The sequence below is a fragment of the Actinacidiphila acididurans genome, assembly GCF_016918855.1.
GTDB classification, from domain to species: domain Bacteria; phylum Actinomycetota; class Actinomycetes; order Streptomycetales; family Streptomycetaceae; genus Actinacidiphila; species Actinacidiphila acididurans.
Map to the genome: position 1 here is coordinate 318,715 of NZ_JADKYB010000004.1, position 23,488 is coordinate 342,202.

Annotated in this window: 17 protein-coding genes; 4 read left to right on the forward strand and 13 right to left on the reverse strand. The window is 74.0% G+C overall.

Annotated elements, in window-relative coordinates:
* Nucleotides 1-110: 110 nt before the first annotated feature.
* On the reverse strand, nt 111-653 hold the full coding sequence (locus ITX44_RS09175) for a DoxX family protein (protein WP_205356568.1): 543 nt from the start codon (nt 651-653) through the stop codon (nt 111-113).
* Between the two features lie 160 nt (nt 654-813).
* Complete coding sequence (gene guaA / locus ITX44_RS09180; protein WP_205356569.1) at nt 814-2,397, reverse strand: glutamine-hydrolyzing GMP synthase; 1,584 nt, start codon at nt 2,395-2,397, stop codon at nt 814-816.
* A 282-nt stretch (nt 2,398-2,679) separates the two neighbouring features.
* On the opposite strand from guaA, the gene ITX44_RS09185 reads away from it, so the two are divergent.
* A complete protein-coding gene (locus ITX44_RS09185) occupies nt 2,680-3,063 on the forward strand; it encodes a chorismate mutase (RefSeq protein ID WP_205356570.1) in 384 nt (127 codons plus the stop codon).
* A 423-nt stretch (nt 3,064-3,486) separates the two neighbouring features.
* Here ITX44_RS09185 and ITX44_RS09190 read toward each other — a convergent pair whose 3' ends face one another.
* The 7 genes from ITX44_RS09190 to ITX44_RS09220 all read right to left on the reverse strand — a co-directional run bounded on the left by ITX44_RS09190 (nt 3,487) and on the right by ITX44_RS09220 (nt 17,597).
* Nucleotides 3,487-5,373 carry a GMC oxidoreductase gene (locus ITX44_RS09190; RefSeq protein ID WP_205356571.1) on the reverse strand — a complete coding sequence of 629 codons (1,887 nt, stop codon included), beginning with the start codon at nt 5,371-5,373 and terminating at the stop codon, nt 3,487-3,489.
* 58 nt (nt 5,374-5,431) lie between these two features.
* Nucleotides 5,432-7,051 carry a succinic semialdehyde dehydrogenase gene (locus ITX44_RS09195; RefSeq protein WP_205356572.1) on the reverse strand — a complete coding sequence of 540 codons (1,620 nt, stop codon included), beginning with the start codon at nt 7,049-7,051 and terminating at the stop codon, nt 5,432-5,434.
* Between the two features lie 656 nt (nt 7,052-7,707).
* Nucleotides 7,708-9,276, reverse strand: coding sequence for a serine/threonine-protein kinase (locus tag ITX44_RS09200; RefSeq protein WP_205356573.1), 1,569 nt, complete (start codon nt 9,274-9,276; stop codon nt 7,708-7,710).
* Nucleotides 9,277-9,427: 151 nt separating this feature from the next.
* On the reverse strand, nt 9,428-11,488 hold the full coding sequence (locus ITX44_RS09205; RefSeq protein ID WP_205356574.1) for a serine/threonine kinase C-terminal domain-containing protein: 2,061 nt from the start codon (nt 11,486-11,488) through the stop codon (nt 9,428-9,430).
* A gap of 263 nt (nt 11,489-11,751) precedes the next feature.
* Nucleotides 11,752-13,677 (reverse strand): serine/threonine-protein kinase, encoded by a 1,926-nt coding sequence (locus ITX44_RS09210; protein ID WP_205356575.1) that lies wholly within the window; start codon nt 13,675-13,677, stop codon nt 11,752-11,754.
* A 292-nt stretch (nt 13,678-13,969) separates the two neighbouring features.
* A complete protein-coding gene (locus tag ITX44_RS09215; RefSeq protein ID WP_205356576.1) occupies nt 13,970-15,829 on the reverse strand; it encodes a serine/threonine-protein kinase in 1,860 nt (619 codons plus the stop codon).
* A 61-nt stretch (nt 15,830-15,890) separates the two neighbouring features.
* Nucleotides 15,891-17,597: a glycerol-3-phosphate dehydrogenase/oxidase gene (locus ITX44_RS09220; RefSeq protein WP_205356577.1), complete on the reverse strand. Its 1,707-nt coding sequence runs from the start codon at nt 17,595-17,597 to the stop codon at nt 15,891-15,893.
* Nucleotides 17,598-17,915: 318 nt separating this feature from the next.
* Here ITX44_RS09220 and ITX44_RS09225 point away from each other — a divergent pair, with 318 nt between their 5' ends.
* Both ITX44_RS09225 and ITX44_RS09230 read left to right on the forward strand, forming a co-directional pair.
* Complete coding sequence (locus ITX44_RS09225) at nt 17,916-19,184, forward strand: nucleotide sugar dehydrogenase (protein WP_205356787.1); 1,269 nt, start codon at nt 17,916-17,918, stop codon at nt 19,182-19,184.
* Nucleotides 19,185-19,348: 164 nt separating this feature from the next.
* Complete coding sequence (locus ITX44_RS09230; RefSeq protein ID WP_205356578.1) at nt 19,349-19,951, forward strand: hypothetical protein; 603 nt, start codon at nt 19,349-19,351, stop codon at nt 19,949-19,951.
* Nucleotides 19,952-20,013: 62 nt separating this feature from the next.
* Here the strand turns inward: ITX44_RS09230 and ITX44_RS09235 are convergent, their stop codons facing one another.
* The 3 genes from ITX44_RS09235 to ITX44_RS09245 all read right to left on the reverse strand — a co-directional run bounded on the left by ITX44_RS09235 (nt 20,014) and on the right by ITX44_RS09245 (nt 21,901).
* Nucleotides 20,014-20,433 carry a hypothetical protein gene (locus ITX44_RS09235; RefSeq protein ID WP_205356579.1) on the reverse strand — a complete coding sequence of 140 codons (420 nt, stop codon included), beginning with the start codon at nt 20,431-20,433 and terminating at the stop codon, nt 20,014-20,016.
* A complete protein-coding gene (locus tag ITX44_RS09240) occupies nt 20,430-20,711 on the reverse strand; it encodes a ribbon-helix-helix domain-containing protein (RefSeq protein WP_205356580.1) in 282 nt (93 codons plus the stop codon). Before ITX44_RS09240 ends, ITX44_RS09235 begins: the two co-directional genes overlap by 4 nt.
* 68 nt (nt 20,712-20,779) lie before the next feature.
* Entirely contained in the window at nt 20,780-21,901 is a 1,122-nt protein-coding gene (locus ITX44_RS09245) for a GuaB3 family IMP dehydrogenase-related protein (RefSeq protein WP_205356581.1), read from the reverse strand.
* Nucleotides 21,902-22,074: 173 nt separating this feature from the next.
* Between ITX44_RS09245 and ITX44_RS09250 the strand changes: the two genes are divergently transcribed.
* Nucleotides 22,075-22,962, forward strand: coding sequence for a DUF1206 domain-containing protein (locus ITX44_RS09250; protein WP_205356582.1), 888 nt, complete (start codon nt 22,075-22,077; stop codon nt 22,960-22,962).
* 103 nt (nt 22,963-23,065) lie between these two features.
* On the opposite strand, the gene ITX44_RS09255 is transcribed toward ITX44_RS09250, so the two are convergent.
* Complete coding sequence (locus tag ITX44_RS09255; RefSeq protein WP_205356583.1) at nt 23,066-23,284, reverse strand: DUF397 domain-containing protein; 219 nt, start codon at nt 23,282-23,284, stop codon at nt 23,066-23,068.
* Nucleotides 23,285-23,488: the final 204 nt, after the last annotated feature.

Here is a 23,488-nt window from a genome sequence, read left to right on the forward strand (position 1 = left end):
GACCGCGGCCTTCGTGCTGGACGCGGCCGGGGCGTGGGACCTGTCCCGGCCCGCCCGCTCGGTGCCGCTGGTCGCCGGCGGCCTGGTGGTCGCGGCCGTGACCGCGGTGATCACGCAGGCGGTACGGACCGTACGGAACCGGCGGTCACGGCGTCGGACCGGCGAGCGCCCGGCACCAGGAGACCGTCGCCGTCACGACGCCGCTTGATCATGGCGTCCAGCGACAGGTAGGGCGCGCCCGCGAGCACCAGCGGCAGCCAGGCCATCAGGTACGCCAGGTCGTTGCCGTAGTAGTACGGGCTGGTGGACCAGCTCACGGTCAGCCACAGGCTGAGCGAGATCAGCGCTCCCCCGGTCGCCGCGACCCGGCCCAGCAGCCCGACCAGGGTGCCCAGGCCCGCGGCGATCTCACCGAAGGCGATGGCGTAGCCGAAGCCGTGCGGCGCCTTGAGGGCGAGGTCGACGAGCGCGGGGATCGCCGCACCGGCCTTCGCCCCGTGCAGGATGCCGACCAGCGAACCGGGCGCGGAATCCGTGAAGAAGGTGTTGCTGGTGAGCTTGTCGAGCCCGGCGTAGACGAACGTCACGCCGAGGAAGATCCGCAGGGGCAGCAGTGCGTGGCGCCGCGCGGTGTCCCGGACCGTATCGAGCATCGTCTTCCACCTCTCTCGCCGCCGGGTTCGGCGCGACGGCGTCAGAGGGCTATACGTACGCCCGCGCGCTGTTGCTCAACGGCCGGGGCAACACAGCGCCGCGCCCCCGGTCGCGGACCTGTGGATCCGGAGCCGGGGGCGCGGGAGATCGCGCGCGGGATCACTCCCACTCGATGGTGCCCGGGGGCTTGCTGGTCACGTCGAGGACGACCCGGTTGACGTCCTTGACCTCGTTGGTGATGCGGGTCGAGATCCGGGCCAGTACGTCGTAGGGCAGCCGGGACCAGTCGGCGGTCATGGCGTCCTCGGAGGAGACCGGGCGCAGCACGATCGGGTGACCGTAGGTGCGGCCGTCGCCCTGGACGCCGACGCTGCGGACGTCCGCCAGCAGCACCACCGGGCACTGCCAGATGTCGCGGTCCAGGCCGGCCGCGGTCAGCTCCTCGCGGGCGATCGCGTCGGCCTCGCGCAGCAGGTCCAGCCGCTCCCGGGTGACCTCGCCGACGATGCGGATGCCCAGGCCCGGGCCCGGGAAGGGCTGGCGGTGCACGATCTCCTCGGGCAGGCCGAGCTCCTGCCCGACCATCCGCACCTCGTCCTTGAACAGCTTGCGCAGCGGCTCGACCAGCTCGAACTGCAGATCGTCGGGCAGGCCGCCGACATTGTGGTGCGACTTGATGTTGGCGGTGCCGGTGCCGCCGCCGGACTCCACCACGTCCGGGTAGAGGGTGCCCTGCACCAGGAACTCCACCGGCTCGTCGCCCGGCGCCTCGGCCACGATCTCCGCTTGCGCCTGCTCGAAGACCCGGATGAACTCCCGGCCGATGATCTTCCGCTTCTGCTCCGGGTCGCTGACCCCGGCGAGCGCCGCCAGGAACCGCTCGGAGGCGTCGACCACCTTCAGCCGCACCCCGGTCGCGGCCACGAAGTCCTTCTCGACCTGCTCGGTCTCGCCCTTGCGCATCAGCCCGTGGTCGACGTACACACAGGTCAGCCGGTCGCCGATGGCCTTGTGCACCAGGGCGGCGGCGACCGCGGAGTCCACGCCGCCGGACAGGCCGCAGATCGCGCGCCGGGTGCCGACCTGGGCGCGGATCAGGGCGACCTGCTCCTCCACCACGTTCTCGGTGGTCCAGGTCGGGGTCAGGCCCGCGCCGCGGTAGAGGAAGTGCTCCAGGATCTGCTGGCCGTGGACGGTGTGCAGCACCTCGGGGTGGTACTGGACGCCGTACAGCCGCAGCTCGTCGTTCTCGAAGGCGGCGACCGGGACGAGGTCGGTGGAGGCGGTGACGGTGAAGCCCTCGGGCGCGGCCGAGCAGGCGTCGCCGTGCGACATCCACACCGTCTGCTCGGCGGGGGTGCCCTCGAAGAGGGTCGAGCCGGGCTTGGCGACGGCCAGCGCGGTCCGCCCGTACTCGCGGGCGCCGGTGTTGTCGACGGTGCCGCCCAGCGCGGTGGCCATGAGCTGGAAGCCGTAGCACATGCCGAAGACCGGGACCCCGGCCTCGAACAGCGACCGGTCCAGGCCGGGCGCGCCCGGCTCGTACACCGACGACGGGCCGCCGGACAGGATCACCGCGGCGGGCTTGCGCGCGAGTATCTCGGCGACCGGCATGGTCGAGGGCACGATCTCGCTGTACACCCGGGCCTCGCGCACGCGGCGCGCGATGAGCTGGGCGTACTGCGCTCCGAAGTCGACGACGAGGACGGTGTCGGGGGCTACAGGCGCTACGGGGGATGCCACGGGCGGCCTTCCGGCGGTCGGTGCGGGGTTCGCTGCCGAGTCTACCGGGGGAAGCGGGTTGCGCCGGGGCCCGGGTGATCGGCCATACTGGCCGCATGACCGCGCACACCTTCGCGTTTACCTATGGCACCGGCTGGTCCGGCTGCCACAGGCCGCGTCGCGTGCGCGATTGACACTTCGCACGTACGACGTCCCAGGCGCCCCGGGCCACTCGGCCCGGGGCGCCTTGCGTTCCCGGACCGGGATCCGCCGGGCGGCACCTGCCGAACCGAGGAGCAGATCATGAGCCTTTCCGCCGAGAACACCACCGGGAACACCACCGGGAACCCGGTCACGAGCCCGGCCCAGGACCCGGTGGGGAAGCCGGTCCGAAGCGCCGCCGGGGACGCGGGCCCCGCCGTGGAGAGCGGCGTCCCCGCCGACCCGCAGGCGCTGATCGCGGCGCGGCGGGTGCGGATCGACGAGATCGACGCGGCGCTGATCGGGCTGGTCCGGGAGCGGATGACGGTGTCCCGGGAGATCCAGGAGGCCCGGATCGGCTCGGGCGGGCGGCGGGTGCACCTGGCGCGGGAGATGGACATCCTGCGGACCTGGGGCGACGCCCTGGGCAAGCCGGGCACGGCGCTGGCGATGACGCTGCTGGAGCTGTGCCGCGGGCAGGCGTGAACGAACGGTTGCGACGAGGTGAGAAGGGGCGGGAAGGGGCGCGCGTGCGGCGGCCGGCGGGTACATCCGGGCCGGGAACGCGGTGCGGCGGGCGGCGGGCCGCAACGCGCCCCCTTTCCGGTGGATCACCCGAACGGCACGTGACCGGCCTGCGGCCCCTTCGTTGGAGGAGATGTCCGTGCCAGCCAGGGGCGGTGACACCACGCGTGGAGTGAGGACACCGCCCGGATGCCGTCCGGGCGGCGTGTGACCGGTGCGATGAGGCGGCCGCCGTCGAGCGGCCGCCATGGGACCTCGCACCGGCGGTGAGTGACCGGTCGGCAGGGGACAGCAGCCCGGTCACGACTCAGCAGGCGGTCGGTTCCCGGGGACGCCCGGGGCCGGCCGCTCTGCATTGGCCACATTACAGGGCAAGCCCGGCTTTCAGGGCGACCTGTGCGAGGGTGCCGGGCCGCGCGGCGGGGTCTTCGAGTCGCCCCCGGGGGCAGGTACGGCCGGCGGAACGTCCGGGTCTCGCACCACCTTCGGGACCTTCGGGACCGGCAGCAGCAGCGCGCCGAAGGCGTCCGCGGGCACGGCAGGGCGGACCGGGGGCACCGACGCCAGCCTGCGGTAGGGCTCGCCCGGGGCCGGCCGGGGATCCGGCTCGCCCTTGTTGGGCCACAGCGCCATCGCCCGCTCGGCCTGCGCCGTGATCGTCAGCGACGGATTGACGCCGAGGTTCGCGGAGACGGCCGCGCCGTCCACCACCGAGATGCCGGGGTGTCCGTGGAGCCGGTGGTAGGGGTCCACCACCCCCTGTGCGGCGTCCTCGCCGATCGGGCAGCCGCCCAGGAAGTGCGCGGTCATCGGGCGGCCGGTCAGCTCGCCGAGGTTGCTGCCGGCGAAGCCGTTGATCTCCTCGGCCAGCAGTTCCGCGGCCCGCGCGCCCTCGGGTATGTGCACCGGGTTGGGCGTGCCGTGCCCCTGGCGCGCGGTCAGCAGCCCCTTCCCCACACCCCTGGCCTTCCGGTACGTGGTCAGGGAGTTGTCGTGGGTCTGCATCACCAGGCCGATGATGGTCCGCTCCGACCAGCGGCGGTTCGACAGCGACCGCAGGGCGAGCACGGGGTGGCGCAGGTAGTTGCCGAGGAATTCCGCCCAGCGCGGCAGCCGTCCGCCGTGGGGCGCGGCCAGCGTGGACAGCGAGCCCATCGCGTTGGAGCCCCTGCCGTAGCGGACGGGCTCGATGTGGGTGTGGTCGTCCGGGTGGACGGAGGAGGTGATGGCCACGCCCTGGGTGAAGTCGGGGACGCGGCCGGGGTGCCGCCGGCGGTAGCGGCGCTCGGTGGTCTGCGCACCCACCAGCGCCTCGGAGTTGGTACGGGTCAGCTCGCCGAGCCGGGCGGAGATCCGGGGCAGGTCGCCGCTGTCGCGCATGGCGTGCAGCAGGGTCTGCGTGCCGTACGTCCCGGCGGCCAGCACCACGTGCCCCGCGCGCAGCACGGTGCGCCTGCCCTTGCGCCGCCGGTCGGTCGGCGCCACCGTCACCCGGTAGCCGCCGGTGCCGTCGGCGCGCTCCTCGGTTATGCCCACCACGGTCGTCATCGGGCGGATCTCGGCGCCGGCGCGTTCGGCCAGGTACAGGTAGTTCTCGGTGAGCGTGTTCTTCGCGCCGTGCCGGCAGCCGGTCATGCACTCCCCGCACTCGGTGCACGCCCGCCGCGCCGGGCCCGCGCCGCCGAAGTACGGGTCCGGCGCCTCCTCACCGGGCCAGGCCCGGGCCCCCTGGGCGTCCTCGCCGTCGCCGAAGAACACCCCGACCGGCGCCAGGTGGAAGCTCTCCCCCACGCCCATCGCCTCGGCCGCGGCCCGCAGGTGCACGTCGGAGGGGGTCAGCGTGGGGTTCGGCCGCACCCCCAGCATCCGGCGCGCCTGGTCGTAATAGGGCGCGAGTTCCTGCTGCCAGTCGGTGATGTGCCCCCACTGGCGGTCGGCGAAGAAGGCGGCCGGCGGCACGTAGAGCGTGTTGGCGTAGTTCAGCGAGCCGCCGCCGACACCCGCGCCGGCCAGCACCAGGACGTTGCCGAGCACATGGATGCGCTGGATGCCGTACAGGCCCAGGGCCGGCGCCCACAGGTAATTGCGCACGTCCCAGGAGTTCTTCGGCAACGTCTCCGGCGTGAAGCGGCGGCCGGCCTCCAGCACGCCGACCCGATAGCCCTTCTCGGTCAGCCGCAGGGCGGCGACCGATCCGCCGAAGCCGGAGCCGACGACGAGGACGTCGTAGTCGTACGAGTCGAAGCGGGGGTCGGTGGTGTCCTGGGGCACGGGGGTCGTCCTCCGGAGGGTTCGGGGGCGCGGGGGCCGGGAGGGGCGGCGGGACGGCTCAGCGCATGCGAAGGGCCTTCATCAGGCGCAGGGAGCGGGTGAGGAAAGCGGCGTACGCCTCGTCGTCCATGCCGAGGGCCGGGCCCATGGGGAGCAGCCGCTGCACGGCGACGGTCTGGGCCTCGGTGTACTTGCGGATGCCCTCGGCGCCGTGCCGGCGGCCGAGGCCGGAGTCCTTCATGCCGCCCATGGGCGCGCGGACGCTGCCGTACGCCGCCGCGTACGCCTCGTTGACGTTGACCGTGCCGGAGCGCAGGCGCGCGGCGATGCGTGCGCCCCGGCGCGTGTCGCGGCTCCACACGCTGGAGTTGAGGCCGTACGCGGTGGCGTTGGCCCGTTCGACCGCCTCGTCCTCGTCGTGGAAGCGGTAGACGGAGACGACCGGGCCGAAGGTCTCCTCCTCGCACACCGCCATCTCGGGCCGGACGCCGTCCAGGATCGTCGGCTCGTAGACGTACGGGCCCACGTCCGGGCGGTGGCGGCCGCCGGTCAGCACGGTGGCGCCCAGGTCACGGGCCTGGTCCACGTGACGGGTGACGGTCGCCAACTGCCGCTCCCCGACGAGGGAGCCCATGCCGGCGCCGTACGCGAGGGCGGTGCCCAGCCGCAGCGCGCGGGTGCGGGCGACGAACTTCTCCAGGAAGGCGTCGGCGACCGAGGCGTCCACCAAGAGGCGTTCGACGGAGATGCAGAGCTGGCCGGCCGAGGCGAAGCAGGCGCGGACCGCGCCCTCGGCGGCCTTGTCGAGGTCGGCGTCGCGCAGCACCAGCAGGGCGTTCTTGCCGCCGAGTTCGAGGGAGGCGCCGATCAGGCGGGCGGCGGCGCGCTGAGCCACGTCGCGGCCGGTGCGAGTGGAGCCGGTGAAGCTGACGTAGTCCGCGTGCTCGACCACGGCGGGGCCAACCACCGGGCCGTCGCCGATCACGATCTGCCAGACGCCGGCGGGCAGGCCGGCCTCGATCATCCGCTCGCGGGCCCACAGGGCGGTCAGCGCGGTCTCGGTGTCGGGCTTCATCACCACGGCGTTGCCGGCGGCGAAGGCGGGCAGGGCGTCGCCGATGCTCAGTTCCAGGGGGTAGTTCCAGGGGGCGATCTGGCCGACGACGCCCTTGGGGTGGCGCAGCTCCACGGCTTTCGTGAGGACGGGGATGGCGCCGGTGTGGTGGCGGGGGCGCAGGTAGGCGGGGGCGCGGTAGCCGAAGTGGCGGGCCGCCATGGCCACCACCTGCACTTCCTCGTGGGCGTGCAGGCGGGTCTTGCCCGTCTCCACCTGGATCAGGTCCAGCACCTCGGACTGGCGGGCCAGCACCAGGTCGTGGAACCGCAGCAGGACCGCTGCGCGGCGCTTCACCGGGGTCGCGGCCCATTCCCGCTGGGCCGCCCGGGCGCGGGCGAACGCCTCCTCGACCTGCTCCGGGCTCGTCTCCGGCAGATCCGCCAGCTTCTCCCCGGTCAACGGCGTCCCGCTACCGGTCCGCCCGGCTCCCGGCACGTCCTTCGTCAGCCTCGCGACGATTTCCGGGGTCACGACGTCCCGGGGGCCTCTTCCACTTCCGGCTCCGCCTGGTGCGACCGGATTGCCGTCGGCCGGCGGGGTGCGTTCCAGGGATTCCGTCATGCGGGTGAGGGTACGACTGCGGGGCTCGCTTGAATACCCGTGAGTAGCTTTTTCCCGGCTTGGACCGCCGCGTCGCAGCCCCGTGCGGTTGGGCACCGCCTGCCCAGGCGCGGGTCGTTCCGACCCGGAGGGGTGGTTACTGTCGTGCCCGGATCAACGGCAGTTTGTGGTTGCTCGCGCAGTTCCCCGCGCCCCTTGGTACTCCGGCCTTGCCCCCGCCCCGCAGTCTGGACCCCCTCGCCGGTGATCGGTTGCTCGCGCCCACGCGGCGCCAGCCGCACATCAGACACAGCCCCGCGCCCCTTGGTACTCCGGCCTTGCCCCCGCCCCGCAGTCTGGACCCCCTCGCCGGTGATCGGTTGCTCGCGCCCACGCGGCGCCAGCCGCATATCAGACACAGCCCCGCGCCCCTGGGTACTTCCGGCCTGCCGCCGCCCCGCAGACGCAGCCTCCTCCTGGGTACACCGTGCGTGCCGCCGCCCCGCAGCGGCAGCCTGCCGCCGGCGCACAGCCGGGGTTACCCAGGGGCGCGGGGAACTGCGCGACAAGCCACAGGCAACCGGTGATCCGGAGACGGCCGGGACAACCCCTCCTGGACGGAAAAGAGCCCAAGCCGGTAGGGGGCCGCCTTCTTCGCGAGCCCGGACCCCGTGCGGCTATTCCGCAAGGCGGAACGTGCTTCGGGACTGGTCGAAGACCTGCCGCGCGGATTCGGTGCGGGGGATGGGGGAGGAGAGCCAGATGTCGTACATGTGGCCGTTTTGGATCCAGCAGAGGTCGAAGGTGCGGCGGGGGCCACCGCCGGTGGGGAAGCCGTCGTAGGTGAATTCCCAGAGGGCGGCGGGGTGGCCGTCCTGGACGGTGGTGGTGATGATGCCGTCGCGGTAGCCGGGATAGATGGTGCCGGGGCCGCGGGAGGCGAGGTCCTGGGCGCGGAGGACGGCGTAGGGGCTGCGGGGGTCGGCGCCCTGGGTGCGTTCGCCCCAGCGGAAGGCGTGGTCGGGGGACCAGTAGTAGACGCGGGGCGGCTGGAGGTCGCGGACGTAGCCGGAGGGGAGGGCCACCGAGAAGCCCGAGGGGTCCGTGATCGTGCGGAAGCCGGACGGGAGGGGGTGGGGCGCGGCCTTGGGGGGCGCCAGGGAGGGGGAGGCTCCGTCGGCGGGCGGGCCGGAGATCGAGGGTGCCGCGGTCGGGCCGAGGGCGGTGTCGCCGCGGGTCGCCACGAGGCCGGCCGTCGCGCCGGCGATCACCGCGAGGGCCGCGACGCCGAGGGCCAGCATCGCCAGGGACGCCTTGGAGCGGGCGTGGTGGGAAGCGGGGGCGGGGGTCGGGCCGGCCGGGGGCGTCGGGTGGGGAGCCGCGGGTTCGATGCCGGCCTCGGCGTAGGCCGTGAGGACCGTCTGGACCTCGGCCGCGGCCATCCGGCGGCCCGGGTCGCGGTCGAGGAGGCGTTCGACGACCGGCCGCAGCGGGCCCACCGCGGCGGGCGGGGTGATCTCGTCGATGGCGACGGCGTGCACGATCTCGCCGATCGACTCGCGGTGGAAGGGCGAGCGGCCGTCGACCGCCGCGCAGAGCAGCGCGCCGAGGGACCACAGGTCGGACTCGGGCCCGGCGCCGCAGCCGGACATCCGCTCGGGCGCGGTGTACTCGGGCGAGCCGACGAAGGCGCCGGTCTCGCTGATGGTGGCGCTGCCCGGCACGCGGGCGATGCCGAAATCGGTGAGCACCACCCGGCCGGAGGCGCGCTCGATGAGCACGTTGGCCGGCTTGACGTCACGGTGCATGACGCCGTGCTCGTGCGCGGCCCGCAGCGCTCCGGCGACGGCCGCGCAGATCCGGGCGGCCTCGCGCGGGTCGCGGGGGCCGTCCTCGCGCAGCACGTCGGCGAGCGAGCGGCCGTCCACGAGTTCCATCACGATCCACGGCCGGCCGTCCTGCTCGACCACGTCGTGCACGACGACCACGTGGGGGTGACGTATTCCGGCCACGCTCCGCGCCTCGCGCAGCGCGCGTTCCCGGTGGTTCACGGCCCGCGCCTCGTCGACGGCAGGGTCCGGTAAGTGCAGCTCTTTGACCGCGACATGACGTCGCAGCAGCTCATCGGTGGCCCGCCACACCGTGCCCATGCCGCCGCGGCCGAGCCGCGCCTCGATCCGGTACCGCCCCGCGACCACGTCAAGCGGCCGGCGCGCCGCCGTGATCCGGCCCCCGTCACTCGCCATGACGCCATCATGCCCGACGACCACGCGTCGCCCCCGCGACGGACACACGATCCCCACAGGTAAGCGGTTTATGTCAACCGGGCCCGGACGCCGCCCCGTTGACGACGCCACGGGTACGACGGCGGAACGTACGGGCACCGCGTCGGTCCGGTCACGACGCCGAGTACGTCTCCACCGCCTTGTCGAACGCCCGCTGGACGGCGGCGCGTTCGCTGTCCGGGCCGCTGACCAGGACGACGTGGTAGCGGCCGCCGATCTGGACCGCGAGATTACGGGCGTAGACCGTCTGGTCGTTGGCGTCCCGCCAGGTGTACTCGCCCTCGGCCGCCTGGTGGCCGCGTACGGTCAGGGTCTCCAGGCCGGAGGCGGAGGACCAGGCGGAGGAGCGGAAGTCGCCGAGTTCGGGCTCGACGAGCTGGTAGGCGAGCGGGTCGCTGCTGTCGCCGGAGGCCCGGTCGCGGCCGGGCACCACGGTCATCCGCAGGTCGCTGCCGGTGAAGCCGACCTGGTCGCGGGAGTTGCGCCCGGTGCGGGCCCAGCCGGTGTGGACGGCGACGGAGAAGCCCGCCGGGTCGGTGTGCAGCGCGAAGTCGGGGCCGAGGTCGGGCGGCGTGGTCACGGGCGGGGCAGCCGGGGTGGTGGCGGGCGGCGGCGCGGGCGCGTGCGTGGCCTTCGCGGTGGTGGGCGCGGGCTTGGGCGGCGCGCTGGTGGCGTCCTTGTGGTCGCCGCCGCTGTGGCCGCCGGAGCCCGGCATCTCGGCCGGGAGCGTACGGGTGGCGCCGGCGCCATTGGTGTCGCCGGAACGGTTCGGCATGACCAGCAGCGCGTACGCCACCAGGGCCGCGAGCACCACCAGGACGGCGATCAGGATGCGCACGCCCATGCGGCGGGGCGACTCGACGGCGGCCTCGGGGGAGCGGTAGACGACCTGCTCGCTCCGCAGCTGCTCCCGGCGGGCCTGGGTGCGCTCGGCGCGCACGCTCTCCTTGGGAGTCCGCTCGGCCTTGACCGGGCGGGGCGGGCGGACGGGCCGAGCCTGCTTGCCGCGGGCGTGCCGGCGGTGGCCCGATCCGAGGTCGGCCGCCCCGGTCTCGGCCGACGCGGCGGCGGCGGCCGCGGCAGCCGCGGCGGTCCGCCGCTTGCGCCGTACCAGCTCGCCCCTGCGCCGCTTCTCCGGCAGCCGGGCGGGGTCGGCGGGCACCTGGACGGTACGGGCGCCGAGGTCGGGCTCGGGCGCGGAACGGATCAGGGAGCGCAGCCAGCCGCCCAGTTCCTCGGCCTCGGGCCGCTCGTCCGGGTCGGGGCGCAGCAGCGACTCCACGACCGGCCGCAGCGGGCCGCAGTCCTCGGCGAAGGCGGCCGGCTCGGCGCACACCAACTGGACGAGTTCGGTGGCGCTTTCCTCGGGGTAGGGCGGGTGGCCCTGGACGCTTCGGAACAGCAGCGAGCCCAGCGCCCACAGGTCGGCGGCCGGGCCGACCGGCGGGGACAGCCGCCAGTTCTCGTGCACCTCGTGCGCCTGCTCGGGCGCCCACCGCTCGGTGATCGCGCCGACCACGGTGATCCGGTTCTGCCGGGCCCGCTCCTGCTCCAGCGCGGACTGCGGGCCGTGCCAGGACGGCTCGGCGCCGCCGGCCAGCACTTCCTCGGGCAGCGGGTCGTAGCCGCACAGCGCCTCCTGGGCGGCGCCGGCCGCGAGGCCGCCCAGCATGGCCCGGCCGTCCTCGGTGACCAGGACCGTGCTGGCGGTGACATTGCGGTGGGTCCAGCCGTGGGCGTGCAGGGCGCGCAGCGCGGTGAGCACGTCGGAGCCGACCTCGGCGGCCCGGTAAGCGTCCAGCGGGCGTTCGGCGAGCAGCGCGGCCAGCGGGCGCCCGGACACCAGTTCGCTCGCGATCCACAGGCTGCCGTCCTCGACGAAGATGTCGAAGACCTGGACCAGCCGGGGGTGGTCGGGCAGCGCCGCGGCGGCCCGCGCGGCCTCCAGGGCGCGCCGGGCGCTCTCGCCGAGCACGTCGCCCTCGCCGTCGAAGCCGCCCTCCTCGCCGGGGACTTCGGCGGTCACCACCTCGGGCAGCAGCACCTGCCGGACGAGCACTTCCTGCCCGCTGTACGTGTCGAAGGCCCGGGTCTCGACGAGTTCGAACTCGTCGGCCGGCGGCCGGGGCAGCCGGTAGCGTCCGGCGAGCACCCGCCCCGCGTACTCCTCCACGGCGCCCTCCCTTCGGGCCCGGCCCACTGTCCGGCGGTCGACTCCTCGGCAGGCCGCGGGATTTCCGCGGTCCCGCCCAGCTCCGGTGAACTGCGCGGCGGAACGGTCCGGTTCGGACAGGATCCGATGCGGACGGTCCGCAACTCTTCACGATACGTGCTGCGGCAGGCTCGTTCGGCCCCTTTGCGAGCCGAAGTGCCCATACCCGTCCGGCGCTTCCCCTAGTCCCTCCCAGGCCCACCGGTCACACCCGGAAGCGACGATCAGCCGACCGGCTTGAACGTGGCGTACGCGACCTGCCGCATCTCCTTCGCCTGGTCGCTGTCCCACTGGTCCGCGGGGTACGAAATCATGATCGCGTAGCCGTGGTGGGGGTCCGTCACGAAACCGCGGTCGCGCACCTGGCTGTGGGTGCCGTCGCTCTCGGTGCGGCGGAAGTCCCAGTCGGCGGCGGTCGGGTAGTGGCGGTAGTCGATCGACGTGATCCCGATCAGGTGGTAGTCGGTGCTGTGCGTGCTGGTGGTCCGCGACAACTGCTCCCAGTCGGCCTTCGCGTCCGTCTTGGGGCTGTCGGTGAAGTCGACCTGGACCCGGGGGTATCCGCCGTCCTTGCTGTAGATCGCGCCGGAGCTCTGCCCGGCGGTCCCGGTGCGGTGCCAGCCCGCCGGCAGGGCGATGGCGAAGTGGAACTGCGCGTCGGTGACCAGGTGGTAACCGGCCGGGGCGACGCCGGGGGCGAGCGCGGCGGAGGTGGCGGGAGCGCTGCTCGCGGGCGCGGACGGGGAGGTCGTACCGGAGCCGCTGGCGGAGGCCGACGCTGACGGGGAGGTGCTGTGGGTGGCGCCGGTGGACGGACCGGGGCTGCCGGTACGGCCCGAGGCGCCGGTGCTGTGCCCGCCGGCCCCGGTGGAGGGCGAGGTCCCCGGGGTGCCGCCGCTGTGCGAATCCTTGCCACCGCCACCGGAGTTGGCCAGCGCCACGCCGATCACCGTGCCCAGCACGGCGAGCACCACCACCACGATCACCAGGATCAGGGTGCGGCGCGGCAGGATGTCGCTGAGGGGCGCGCGCGGCGGCGGGGGCGGCGCGTTCTCGGGGGTGCCGTGCTCCGGCGCGGGTCCGGCGGCGGCCTTGCGTACGGTCCGCAGCGCGTCGCGCACCCGCGTCTGGTCGGCGGCCGCGGCGGCACCCGAAGCGGCCGCGGCCTTCTCGCCCCGCCCGGCGGAAGCGGGCGCGGCATCGGGGGCGTCGGGGCGCGCACCGGCCGGCAGCACGGTGGTACGGGTGGCGTCGGAGGCTTCCGGAGGCTCTGGGGGCGCGGAAGGGCGCTCGGGGGCGTGCGCGGCGGCTTGCAGCAGGCGGCGTGCGCCGGGCTCGTCCAGCCGCCGCTCGGGGTCCTTGACCAGCAGCCCGGAGATCACCTCGGCGAGCGGCCCGGCCTTGCGCATCGGGCCGACCGGCTCGGTCATCACCGCGGTCAGGGTGGCGATCGCCGAGCCCTTGTCGTACGGCGGGTGGCCCTCGACCGCCGCGTACAGCAGCACGCCGAGCGACCACAGGTCGGCCGGCGGGCCGGGCTTGTGCCCGCGGGCCCGCTCGGGCGAGATGTAGGAGGGGGCGCCGACCAGCATGCCGGTGGAGGTCACCGAGGGGTCGCCGTCGATCAGGGCGATGCCGAAGTCGCTGAGCACCACCCGGCCGTCCTTGCCGAGCAGCACGTTGGACGGCTTCACGTCGCGGTGCAGGATGCCCTCGCGGTGCGCGTCCTTGAGCACGTCCAGCAGCACCAGGCCGACCTCGGCCGCGCGTCTCGGGCTCAGCGGGCCGTCCTCACGGATGGCGTCCGACAGCGACTTGCCCTCGACCAGCTCCATCACGATCCAGGGCCGGTCGTCCTCCCTGACCACGTCGAAGACGGTGATCGCGCCGGTGTTGCGGATCCGCGCGGTGGCCTTGGCCTCCCGCAGTGTACGGGTGACCAGGCGGCGCTTCTCGTCCTCGTCCACGTTCCCGGGGAACCGCAGTTCCTTGACGGCGACGGATCGGCCCAGCGTCTCGTCGAGCGCCCGCCAGACCGTACCCATGCCGCCCTTGCCGAGTACTCCGTTCAGGCGGTACCGATCGGCGAGCACGCGGCCTTCGGCACCGTCGGGGCCTTCGGGGCCATCGGTACCTTCGTGCTCGCTCATGGGGGCCTCGCTGGGACTTTGGGCGCTGTTGGTGGAGGTCCATCATCGCCGACGGGGGCACAGGTGCGCGAACTCGGTTCGACCCGTGCGGGTTTGACGGGGGCGGTTACGGTTCCGTCTGCCCCGGAAGGCGGTTCTCGTGCTGCCCGCCCGGTGGTTGGGGGTACCCCATGGGGGCACCCCCGGACGGAGTCTGGGGGAGAAGCTCTGGGGGAGCTCGCGCCCACGCGGCGCCGGCCGCAAATCGAACGCAGCCCCGCGCCCCTGTTTGGCGCCCTGGCGGGTGCCCGGCCTACTGGTTCGTCACCCGGAATCCGTCCACCGCGGTTTGGAAGACCGGGAGGTAGGTGGCCCATTGGGACTTGGGCGCCGAGAGGTAGACGGCGTATTCGGTGCCGCCGGGTTTGCCGAAGCCGAGGTCGGCGGCGCGGAAGTCGCGTATGGAGCCGCTGAAGGTGAACTGCCAGATGGCGGCGGGCTCGTTGCCCCAGGTGGTGCGTTCGAGGCGCTCGCGGTGGTACTGGTGGACCTGGTCGCGGGTCTGCGGCTCGAGGGTGACCCAGTGCTGGTAGGGGTCGTTGCTGCCGAACGGGAGAGCGCTGACCTTGAGGCCCACCAGGCCGGTGGGGTCCACCCAGTCGACCTCGTCGCCGTTGTCCTTGACGGTGCGGGTCCAGCCGTCGGGGACCGGTACCGCGTAGCCGTGGTCGGGGCGGCTGACCAGGTGGTAGCCGGCCGGGACGGGCGGCGGGGGTGTGGTGCTCGGCGCGGTGGCGGTGGGGCCGGTCGCCGTGGGTCCGGGGGCGGGTGCGGTGGACACCGGGGCGGACGGGGACGGCCCGGCGGTGGGGCCGGTGTGATCGTCCGAGCGCAGCCGGGTGACCACCAGCGCGGCGGCGGAGGCCAGCACGACCACGGCGACGGCGGCGGCGAACCAGGGCAGGGCCTTTCGGCGGCGCGCCGGGCGGGCGGGCGCCGGGACCGGGGTACCCGTGCCGCTGCCCTGACTCCAGGAACCGGAGCCGTACGTGCCACCGGCCGGACCGCCGCCGGAGCCGTAGGTGCCGGCCGGGCCGCCTCCGGAGCCGTAGGTGCCGCCGGCCGGAACGCCACCGGAGGCGTACGAGCTTCCGGGGGCGTACGGGCTGCCGGTCGCGTAGCCGGAGGTCCCGGTCGGTGCGGGCACGGCGGCGGACGGCTGGGAGCGGGTCGGGGGTTCGGCGGCGGGGAGTGGTGCGGGGGCTTCCCGGTGCGGGCCGGGGCGTTCGGACAGCCCCTCGACCAGGGCCGTCTCCTGTTCGGCCTCGGACAGCCGGAGCATCCGCTCGGCCTCCTCCACGGACAGGCGCTGCTCCGGCTCCTTGGCCAGCAGGCCGGCGATGACCCGGCTGAGCGGACCGGCGCTGGTGCGGGGCACCGGGTCCTCGGCGATGGCGTACGCGGTCTCGATCGCTGTCGGCCGGCGGAAGGGGGAGGTGCCCTCGATCGCCTGGAACAAGGTGGCGCCCAGCGCCCACAGGTCGGCCTCGGGGCCGGGCATGGCGCCGCGGATCCGTTCCGGGGACAGGAAGTCGATGGAGCCGATGAGTTCGCCGGTGCGGGTCAAGGTGGTGGTGCCGGACGCCTGGGCGATGCCGAAGTCGGTGAGCACCACCCGGCCGCCGCCGTAGCCCTGGGCCTGCGTGCCGTCCTCCTCGCCGAGCAGCACATTGCCGGGCTTGACGTCGCGGTGCAGCACCCCGGCCTGGTGGGCGGCGCGCAGGGCGGCGATCATGCCGCGGCCGATCCGGGCGACCTCGGCCGGCGGCAGCGGGCCGTGCTTCTTCAGCCGCTCCCCCAGCGTCACCGAGGGCACGTACTCCATGACGATGGACGGCAGTCCCGCGTCGTCCACCACGTCGTGCACGACGATGACATTGGGGTGGCTGATCCGGGCGGCGGCCCGGGCCTCGCGGCGGGTGCGCTCGAAGAGGGTGGCGAGCTCGTCCTCCATCATGTGCGGCTGCGGCGGGTGGAGTTTCTTCACCGCGACCCGGCGGCCGAGCAACTCGTCCTCGGCCAGCCAGACCGTGCCCATGCCGCCGCGCCCTATGCGCTCCACCAGCCGGTAGCGGCCGGCGACCAGCCGCCCTTCCTCGACCTGTCCGACCATCCCCGAGCCTTTCGCCTGCTCCCCCGTCCGCGCGCCCTTCCCGCGCCCAGGCGCACGCCGCTTAGGAAGGCACGATATCCGGAGCGCCGAGCCGCGCGGCATCGGCGGTCAGGTCGTCGGGCTGCAACTGCGACTCCCGCTCGGCCTCAACCCGCTTTTCGTAGTAGGTGACTTCCTTGTCGATCCGGCTGTCGTCCCAGCCCAGCACGGGTGCCATCAGTTCGGCGGCCTCGCGGGCGCTGCGGGTGCCGCGGTCGAACGTCTCGATCGAGATACGGGTGCGTCGCGCCAGCACGTCGTCCAGATGCCGGGCGCTCTCGGCGCGGGCGGCGTACACGATCTCGGCCCGCAGGTAGTCGTCGGCCGCGGCCAGCGGCTCGCCGAGCGAGGGGTCCTCCTCGATCAGGGCGAGCACGTCCTCGCTGAGCGAGCCGTACCGGTTGAGCAGGTGCTCCACCCGGGCGACGTGCACTCCGGTACGGGCGGAGGTGCGGGCGCGGGCGTTCCACAGCGCGTGGAAGCCCTCGGCGCCCAGCAGCGGGATGTCCTCGGTGACGCAGGGGGCGACCTTGCGGTCCAGGCCGTGCACGGCCTCGTCCACCGCGTCCTTGGCCATCACCCGGTAGGTGGTGAACTTGCCGCCGGCCACCACGACCAGCCCCGGCACCGGGTGGGCCACGGTGTGCTCGCGGGACAGCTTGCTGGTGGCGTCGGACTCGCCGGCCAGCAGCGGGCGCAGCCCGGCGTACACGCCCTGGACGTCGTCCCTGGTCAGCGGGGTGTTCAGCACCGAGTTGACGTGTTCGAGCACGTAGTCGATGTCGGCGCTGGAGGCTGCCGGGTGCGCCTTGTCCAGGTTCCAGTCGGTGTCGGTGGTGCCGACCAGCCAGTGCCGGCCCCACGGGATGACGAACAGCACGCTCTTCTCGGTGCGCAGGATGAGCCCGGTGGTGGAGTGGATCCGGTCCTTGGGCACCACCAGGTGGACGCCCTTGGAGGCGCGGACGTGGAACTGGCCGCGCTCGCCGATCAGGGCCTGGGTCTCGTCGGTCCACACGCCGGTGGCGTTGACCACCTGGCGGGCCCGCACCTCGTACTCCTGGCGGGTCTCGACGTCCTGGACGCGGGCGCCGACCACCCGCTCGCCCTCGCGCAGGAAGGTGGTGACCCGGGCGGCGTTGGCGACCAGGGCGCCGTAGGAGGCGGCGGTGCGCGCGAGGGTGGCCACGAAGCGGGCGTCGTCGACCTGGGCGTCGTAGTACTGGAGGGCGCCGACCAGGGCGTCCTTGCGCAGCGCGGGCGCCACCCGCAGGGCGTGCTTGCGGGTCAGGTGGCGGTTGAGCGGCACGCCGCGGCCGTGCCCGGAGGAGACGGACATGATGTCGTAGAGGGCCACGCCGGAGCCCACGTAGAGCCGCTCCCAGCCGCGGTGCTGGAGCGGGTAGAGGAACGGCACCGGCTTGACCAGGTGCGGGGCGAGCCGCTGGAGCAGCAGGCCGCGTTCCTTCAGGGCCTCGCGGACCAGGGCGAAGTCCAGCATCTCCAGGTAGCGCAGGCCGCCGTGGATGAGCTTGCTGGCCTTGCTGGAGGTCCCCGAGGCCCAGTCACGGGCCTCGACCAGGCCGACGCTCAGGCCGCGGGTCGCGGCGTCCAGCGCGGTGCCGGCGCCCACCACCCCGCCCCCGACGACCAGGATGTCCAGCTCCTGCTCCGCCATCCGGGTGAGGTGCGCGGTGCGTTCCGCGGGGCCGAGTTCTGTCGTACGCATCCTGCCTCCGTGCCTGCTCGGGGCCTGCTCGCTGGCCTGCCTGCGGCCTGATCGTGCGCCTGCTTCGGCGGTCGGGGTGGCTCTCCTTCGATAGTGACCGGGGCGCGGCCCGGCGGCCACCCCGGTGGGGTACGGGGCGGGTGTGCGGCGCGCCGCACGGTCATATCACTGATTTGTCTGGTTAGCCTGTTTTCGAGCTTTTGCTGAGCCCAAGGGAGTGGTGGCCCCGGACCCGGCGGCCGGGGCCCTTGCACGCACAGGCGACCGGGCGCCCGGTGCGCCGGCCGGCGAGAGGACGGACCGATGCCCGCAGGACCGGTGGCCGCAGACCTGGCCGTACTCGGGCTCGGCCGGCCCGGGCTGCCCCTGGCGCAGGCCGCGACCGTCGCCGGGCTGGGCGTCGTCGGCTGGGACCCCGATCCGGTGGTGGCCGCGGCGGTCGCGGCCGGCCGTGATCCGTCGGGTGCGCTGACCGCGGCCGAGCTGCGCCGGATGCTGGCCGCGGGGTTCCGGGCCACCGCCGACCCGGCGGTGCTGGGGCGGGCGCGGACCGCGGTGATCTGCGTGCCCGCCGTGCCCGGCGAGGACCGGGTGCCGGACCTGGGCGCGGTGGAGCGGGCGGCGCGGGCGCTGGCCGGGTCCCTGCGCCCGTACACCACGGTGGTACTGGAGTCGGCGGTGCACCCGGGTACCACCGAGGGCTTCCTGCGCCCGCTGCTGGAGGCCGGGGGGCTGACCGCCGGGCGGGACTTCCACCTGGCCTACTCCCCCAGCCGGCTCGACCCCGGCAACCGGGACTTTCCGGCGGCCGCCGTGCCCAAGGTGGTGGGCGGCCTCACCCCGGCCTGTACGGAGGCGGCCGCGGCCTGCTACGGCCGGTTCACCGAGCGGATCGTGCGGGCCCGCGGCATCCGCGAGGCGGAGGCGGTCAAGCTGCTGGAGACCAACTACCGGCACGTCAACATCGCTTTCGCCAACGAGATGGCGGTCTTCTGCCACGACCTGGGGGTGGACGTGTGGGACGTGATCCGGTGCGCGGAGACCAAGCCGTTCGGGTTCCAGGCGTTCCGGCCCGGGCCCGGGGTCGGCGGGCCCGGGGTCGCGCTGGACCCGGTGGCGGCGCCGGCCTTCGCGGCGGCGCGCGTGCGGACGCCCGGCCATCCGCTGCGGATGGTGGAGCTCGCGCAGGAGATCAACGGCCGCATGCCGCGGTACGTCGTCCAGCGCGCCGCCGCCCTGCTCAACGAGCACGGCAAGTCGCTGCGCGGCGCCCGGGTGCTGCTGCTCGGCGTCACCTACAAGGCAGACCTCGCCGACCAGGAGGGGGCGCCGGCCCGCGAGATCGGCACGCGACTGATCGAGATGGGCGCGAATCTGGCCTACCACGACCCCTACGTCCCCCAGTGGCGCGTGCTGGACCGTCCCGTGCCCCGCGCCGACTCGCTCTGGGAAGCCGCCGCCGAAGCCGACCTGACGCTGCTTCTCCAGCACCACCGCACCTACGACTTGCAGTCCCTGGCGGTCAAGGCGCAGCTTCTGCTCGACACCCGCGGCGCGACCCCGGCCGGGTCGGCGGCCCGCCTCTGACCTGTGCCGGGGCCCGGTCGGGCACGGTTGGCATGTGGTGGTCCTGTAACGACCGCATCAATCGGCTTGCCCGGTCGTCGTACCGCCCTGCTAGATTCCGGCGTCACCGTGGCGCTCCGCAGGGTTCGCGCGGCGCCATCACCATTCATTCGGGGGAACTTCGCGTGAGCTCCAACTTCACGCCGCCTTCGGGCGGCCAGAATCCGTATGCCCAGCAGCAGCCGTACGGCCCGCCGGCCGCGGCTCCGTCGCCGTACGCCGCCGGCCCGGTCCCCGGCCAGCCGGGCCACCCCGCGCCCGCCTGGGCACCGCCCGTCCCCGTCGCCGCCCGGCGCGACAACGTCGCCCTCGGCATCCTGGCCGGCGTCGCGGTCATGCTGGTCGCGATCTTCGCCTACGCGGGCATCATGCGGGCCATGGCCAAGGACGACGGCCACTACTCCGAGGTCGGCTACATCGCCATCGTCGTCGGCCTCCTGGTCGGCGCCGCCATCGGCAAAGTGGGCGGCCGCAACCCCGCCCTCCCCGTGGCCGGCCTCGTCCTGGCCGTCCTTGGCGTCTTCTTCGGCGAGATCTTCGGCCTCGCCATGATCGCCAGCCACTACGCTTCCCTGTCCGGCCAGTCCATCTCCTGGTTCTCCGTCCTCACCCAGCACTTCGGCGACGTCTTCCGCCAGTGGAAGCACGACTTCGACGTGAAGACCTTCCTCTTCCTCGCCCTGGCCGGCCTCGAAGGCTTCGTCGTCACCCGCCGCGTGGCCGGCTGATCCTTCGCCCTTCACGCCGGTGGCCCCGTACCTTTTGGTACAGGGCCACCGATGCGTCACCGTCACACCTTGGCGACGACGATCCTGTCCGGGAGCAGGCGCTCCAAGTCGTCCACGTCCGAGGTGAAGACCGTGACGTGCCCACGCTGTTGGAGGGCGACGACAGCGAGCACCGCGTCGATGGCGTACTTGTGGCCGTGCAGGTTCGCGTCGGCCAGCAGGCGCCGCGCCTGACGGGCCTCGGCCTTGCCGACCTCGGCAACGGTGACGCGGGAGAGAACCCAGTCCCAGCGGCGTTCGCCGATGCGGCCGTCGTGGGCCTCGACCAGGGCCATGGGCGAGGTCACGACGACAGCGGCACCACCGACGGCGGCTTCGAGCCGACGGATCATGGTCCGATCACCCCGCACGGCCAGCGACAGGGCCTCACTGTCCAGAACGAACGTCCGCGAGGCGACGGGCTGGGCAGAACTCTTGGTCATGCGGCATTCTCGTGGTGGCTCGCAGCCGCGGCCTGACGGCGGCGCTCGTGCTCGGCGTCAAGCGCCGCGATCTCCTCCGCGGCCGCCGCACGCTCCTCGTCGGTCAGCGGACCGTATTCCTCCTGAAGCCACTCGACCAGTTCGCCCAGCAGGTCACGGTCGTGCTTGGCTCGCAGAGCTTCCGTGACGTACGCCGACAGACCCCGTTCGGCCGCGTGAGGACGGATCTCCTCGAGCAGGTCCTCCGGGATCGTCACCGTCACCTTTTTCGTCGCCATACTCGCCACCATACCGGCAGCGCAAAGCCCTATCGTCCGGTTTTCCGGAGATTCCTACGAAAGGATGATCACCGGTGGTGGGTCGGGGACACCGTGACCTCGACGCGCTGGAATTCCTTCAGGTCGGAGTAGCCGGTGGTGGCCATGGAGCGGCGGAGGGCGCCGAAGAAGTTCATGGAGCCGTCGGGGGCGTGGGAGGGGCCGAGGAGGATTTCCTCGGTGGAGCCCGTCGTGCCGAGGTTCATCCGCTTGCCGCGCGGGAGTTCGGGGTTGACCGCCTCCATGCCCCAGTGGAAGCCGCGGCCGGGCGCGTCGGTGGCGCGGGCCAGGGGCGAGCCCATCATGACCGCGTCCGCGCCGCAGGCGATCGCCTTGGGGAGGTCGCCGCTGGCGCCGAAGCCGCCGTCGGCGATCACGTGCACGTACCGCCCGCCGGACTCGTCCATGTAGTCGCGCCGCGCGGCGGCCACGTCGGCCACCGCCGTGGCCATCGGCACCTGGATGCCGAGCACGCTGCGGGTGGTGTGCGCGGCCCCGCCGCCGAAGCCGACCAGCACCCCGGCCGCCCCGGTCCGCATCAGGTGCAGCGCCGCGGTGTACGTCGCGCAGCCGCCGACGATCACCGGCACGTCCAGCTCGTAGATGAACTGCTTGAGGTTCAGCGGCTCGTGCGACCCGCTGACGTGCTCGGCCGAGACCGTGGTGCCGCGGATGACGAAGAGGTCCACCCCGGCGTCCACCACGGCCTTGGAGAACTGCGCGGTCCGCTGCGGCGAGAGCGCCGCCGCGGTCACCACCCCGGCCTCGCGCACCTCCTTGATCCGCTGCCCGATCAGCTCCTCGCGGATCGGCGCCGCGTAGATCTCCTGGAGCCGGCTGGTCGCCCGCGTGTCGTCCAGCTCGGCGATCTCGGCCAGCAGCGGCTCGGGATCGTCGTACCGGGTCCACAGACCCTCCAGGTTGAGCACCGCGAGCCCGCCCAGGTTGCCGATCCGGATCGCCGTCTCCGGCGAGACCACCGAGTCCATGGGCGCCGCGAGGAACGGCAACTCGAACCGGTACGCGTCGATCTGCCAGGCGATCGAGACCTCCTCGGGGTCCCGGGTGCGCCGGCTCGGCACCACGGCGATGTCGTCGAAGGCGTACGCCCTGCGGCCCCGCTTGCCCCGCCCGATCTCGATCTCAGTCACAACCCGCGCCTCTCTGTCCTGGCCATGCGCCCCAAGTATCCCGCACACCGTGTCGGGCGTGCCCGCCCCGGCACCCCCGACCGCGCGGCGGCGTGACAGGGGTGCCCCGGGGCAGACGACCGGCGACCGGGACCGGCCGCACCGGACGGGCCGGGCGAAGCCAGGGAGGGACGATGTCGTCGCATTCGCACGTACGCGGCCTGTGGACGGGTGCACCGCGCCGCGCCGGCCGGAACAGAGGCCGGACCGCCGGCCGTACCACCGGCAAGGGGCAGGCGGGCCGGCGCGCGCTCGGCCCCGCGGGGCGCGCCGGATTCGCCGCCCGCGGCGTGATCTACGTCCTGGTCGGCATCCTGGCGCTGCGCATCGCCTTCGGGCACCGCGGCGAGGCGGACCGGCAGGGCGCCCTCCAGCAGATCGCGACGCGGCCGTTCGGCACCGTGCTGCTGTGGCTGCTGGCCGCCGGCTTCGCGGGGATGGCGCTGTGGCGCGCGGCCCAGGTGTTCCCCCGGGCCTTCGGCGGCCGTGGCGGCAGCCGCAAGAAGGGGACGCGGGCGATGAACGCGGTCCGCGCGGCCTTCTACGCCGCGGTCTGCTGGGGCACCGCCGCCTACGCCGCGGGCAGCGGCGGCTCCGGCAACAGCAACACCCAGTCCCGGGACTGGACGGCCTCCGCGCTGAAACTGCCGGCCGGCCGCCTGCTGGTCGGCGCGGCGGGCTGCGCCCTGATCGCGGCCGGCGCGGCCGTGGCGGTACGCGCCTGGCAGCGGCGCTTCCTGCGCAAGCTGGACACCGGGCGGATGAGCCGCCGGGAGCGGCGCGTGGTCACTTTCTGCGGCACGGCGGGCGGGATCGCCCGGGGCGCGGTCTTCGCCGGCGCCGGGGTGTTCGTCCTGACCGCGGCGGTGCGCTACGACCCCGGCCGGGCCAAGGGCATGGACGCCACCCTGCGCAGCTTCGCCGGCACCTCGGCCGGGCCCTGGCTGCTCGTGGCGGTCGCCGCCGGGCTGGTGCTGTTCGGCCTGTTCTCCTTCGCCTCCGCCCGCTGGCGCCGGGTGTGACGGCTCGCCCGCCGGCGCCGGGTGCGCCGGCACCCCGCCCCGGCGGGCGCGGCCACCGCAAAGCGATGTGCGGCGCGCGCCCGCCGATGCGCGGGGCTACGGCTCAGCGCGAGCGGCCGGCCTGCGCGGGGATCTCGGGGACGGGGAACTCGCCCGCCTTCACACCCGCCAGGAAGGCGTCCCACACCTGGGCCGGGAAGACCAGTTCAGGGCCGTCCGGGTCGCGGGCGTCGCGCACCAGCCGCATCTTGAAGTCGGCGTCCCCGACCTCGATGGCGCCGCTGTCCTCACCACCGCCGTACGAAGACCTGTGCCACCGCATGGCTCCCCCCTCGCCTGCCTCTCCCGCTCCCCCGGCGCGGGCCCGCGCCCGCCCGGAACCGCCGCGCCCGGTCCGGCGCGGCCTCGTCGATGAGGGGACTACCCGTCCCGCGCCGGGCCAGTCCTGTCCGGCCGCCCGCAACGCCGGGAACGGCAACACGGAAGCAGCCGCGCCCGGACCCGGCGATCGGAATCAGCCGGATCC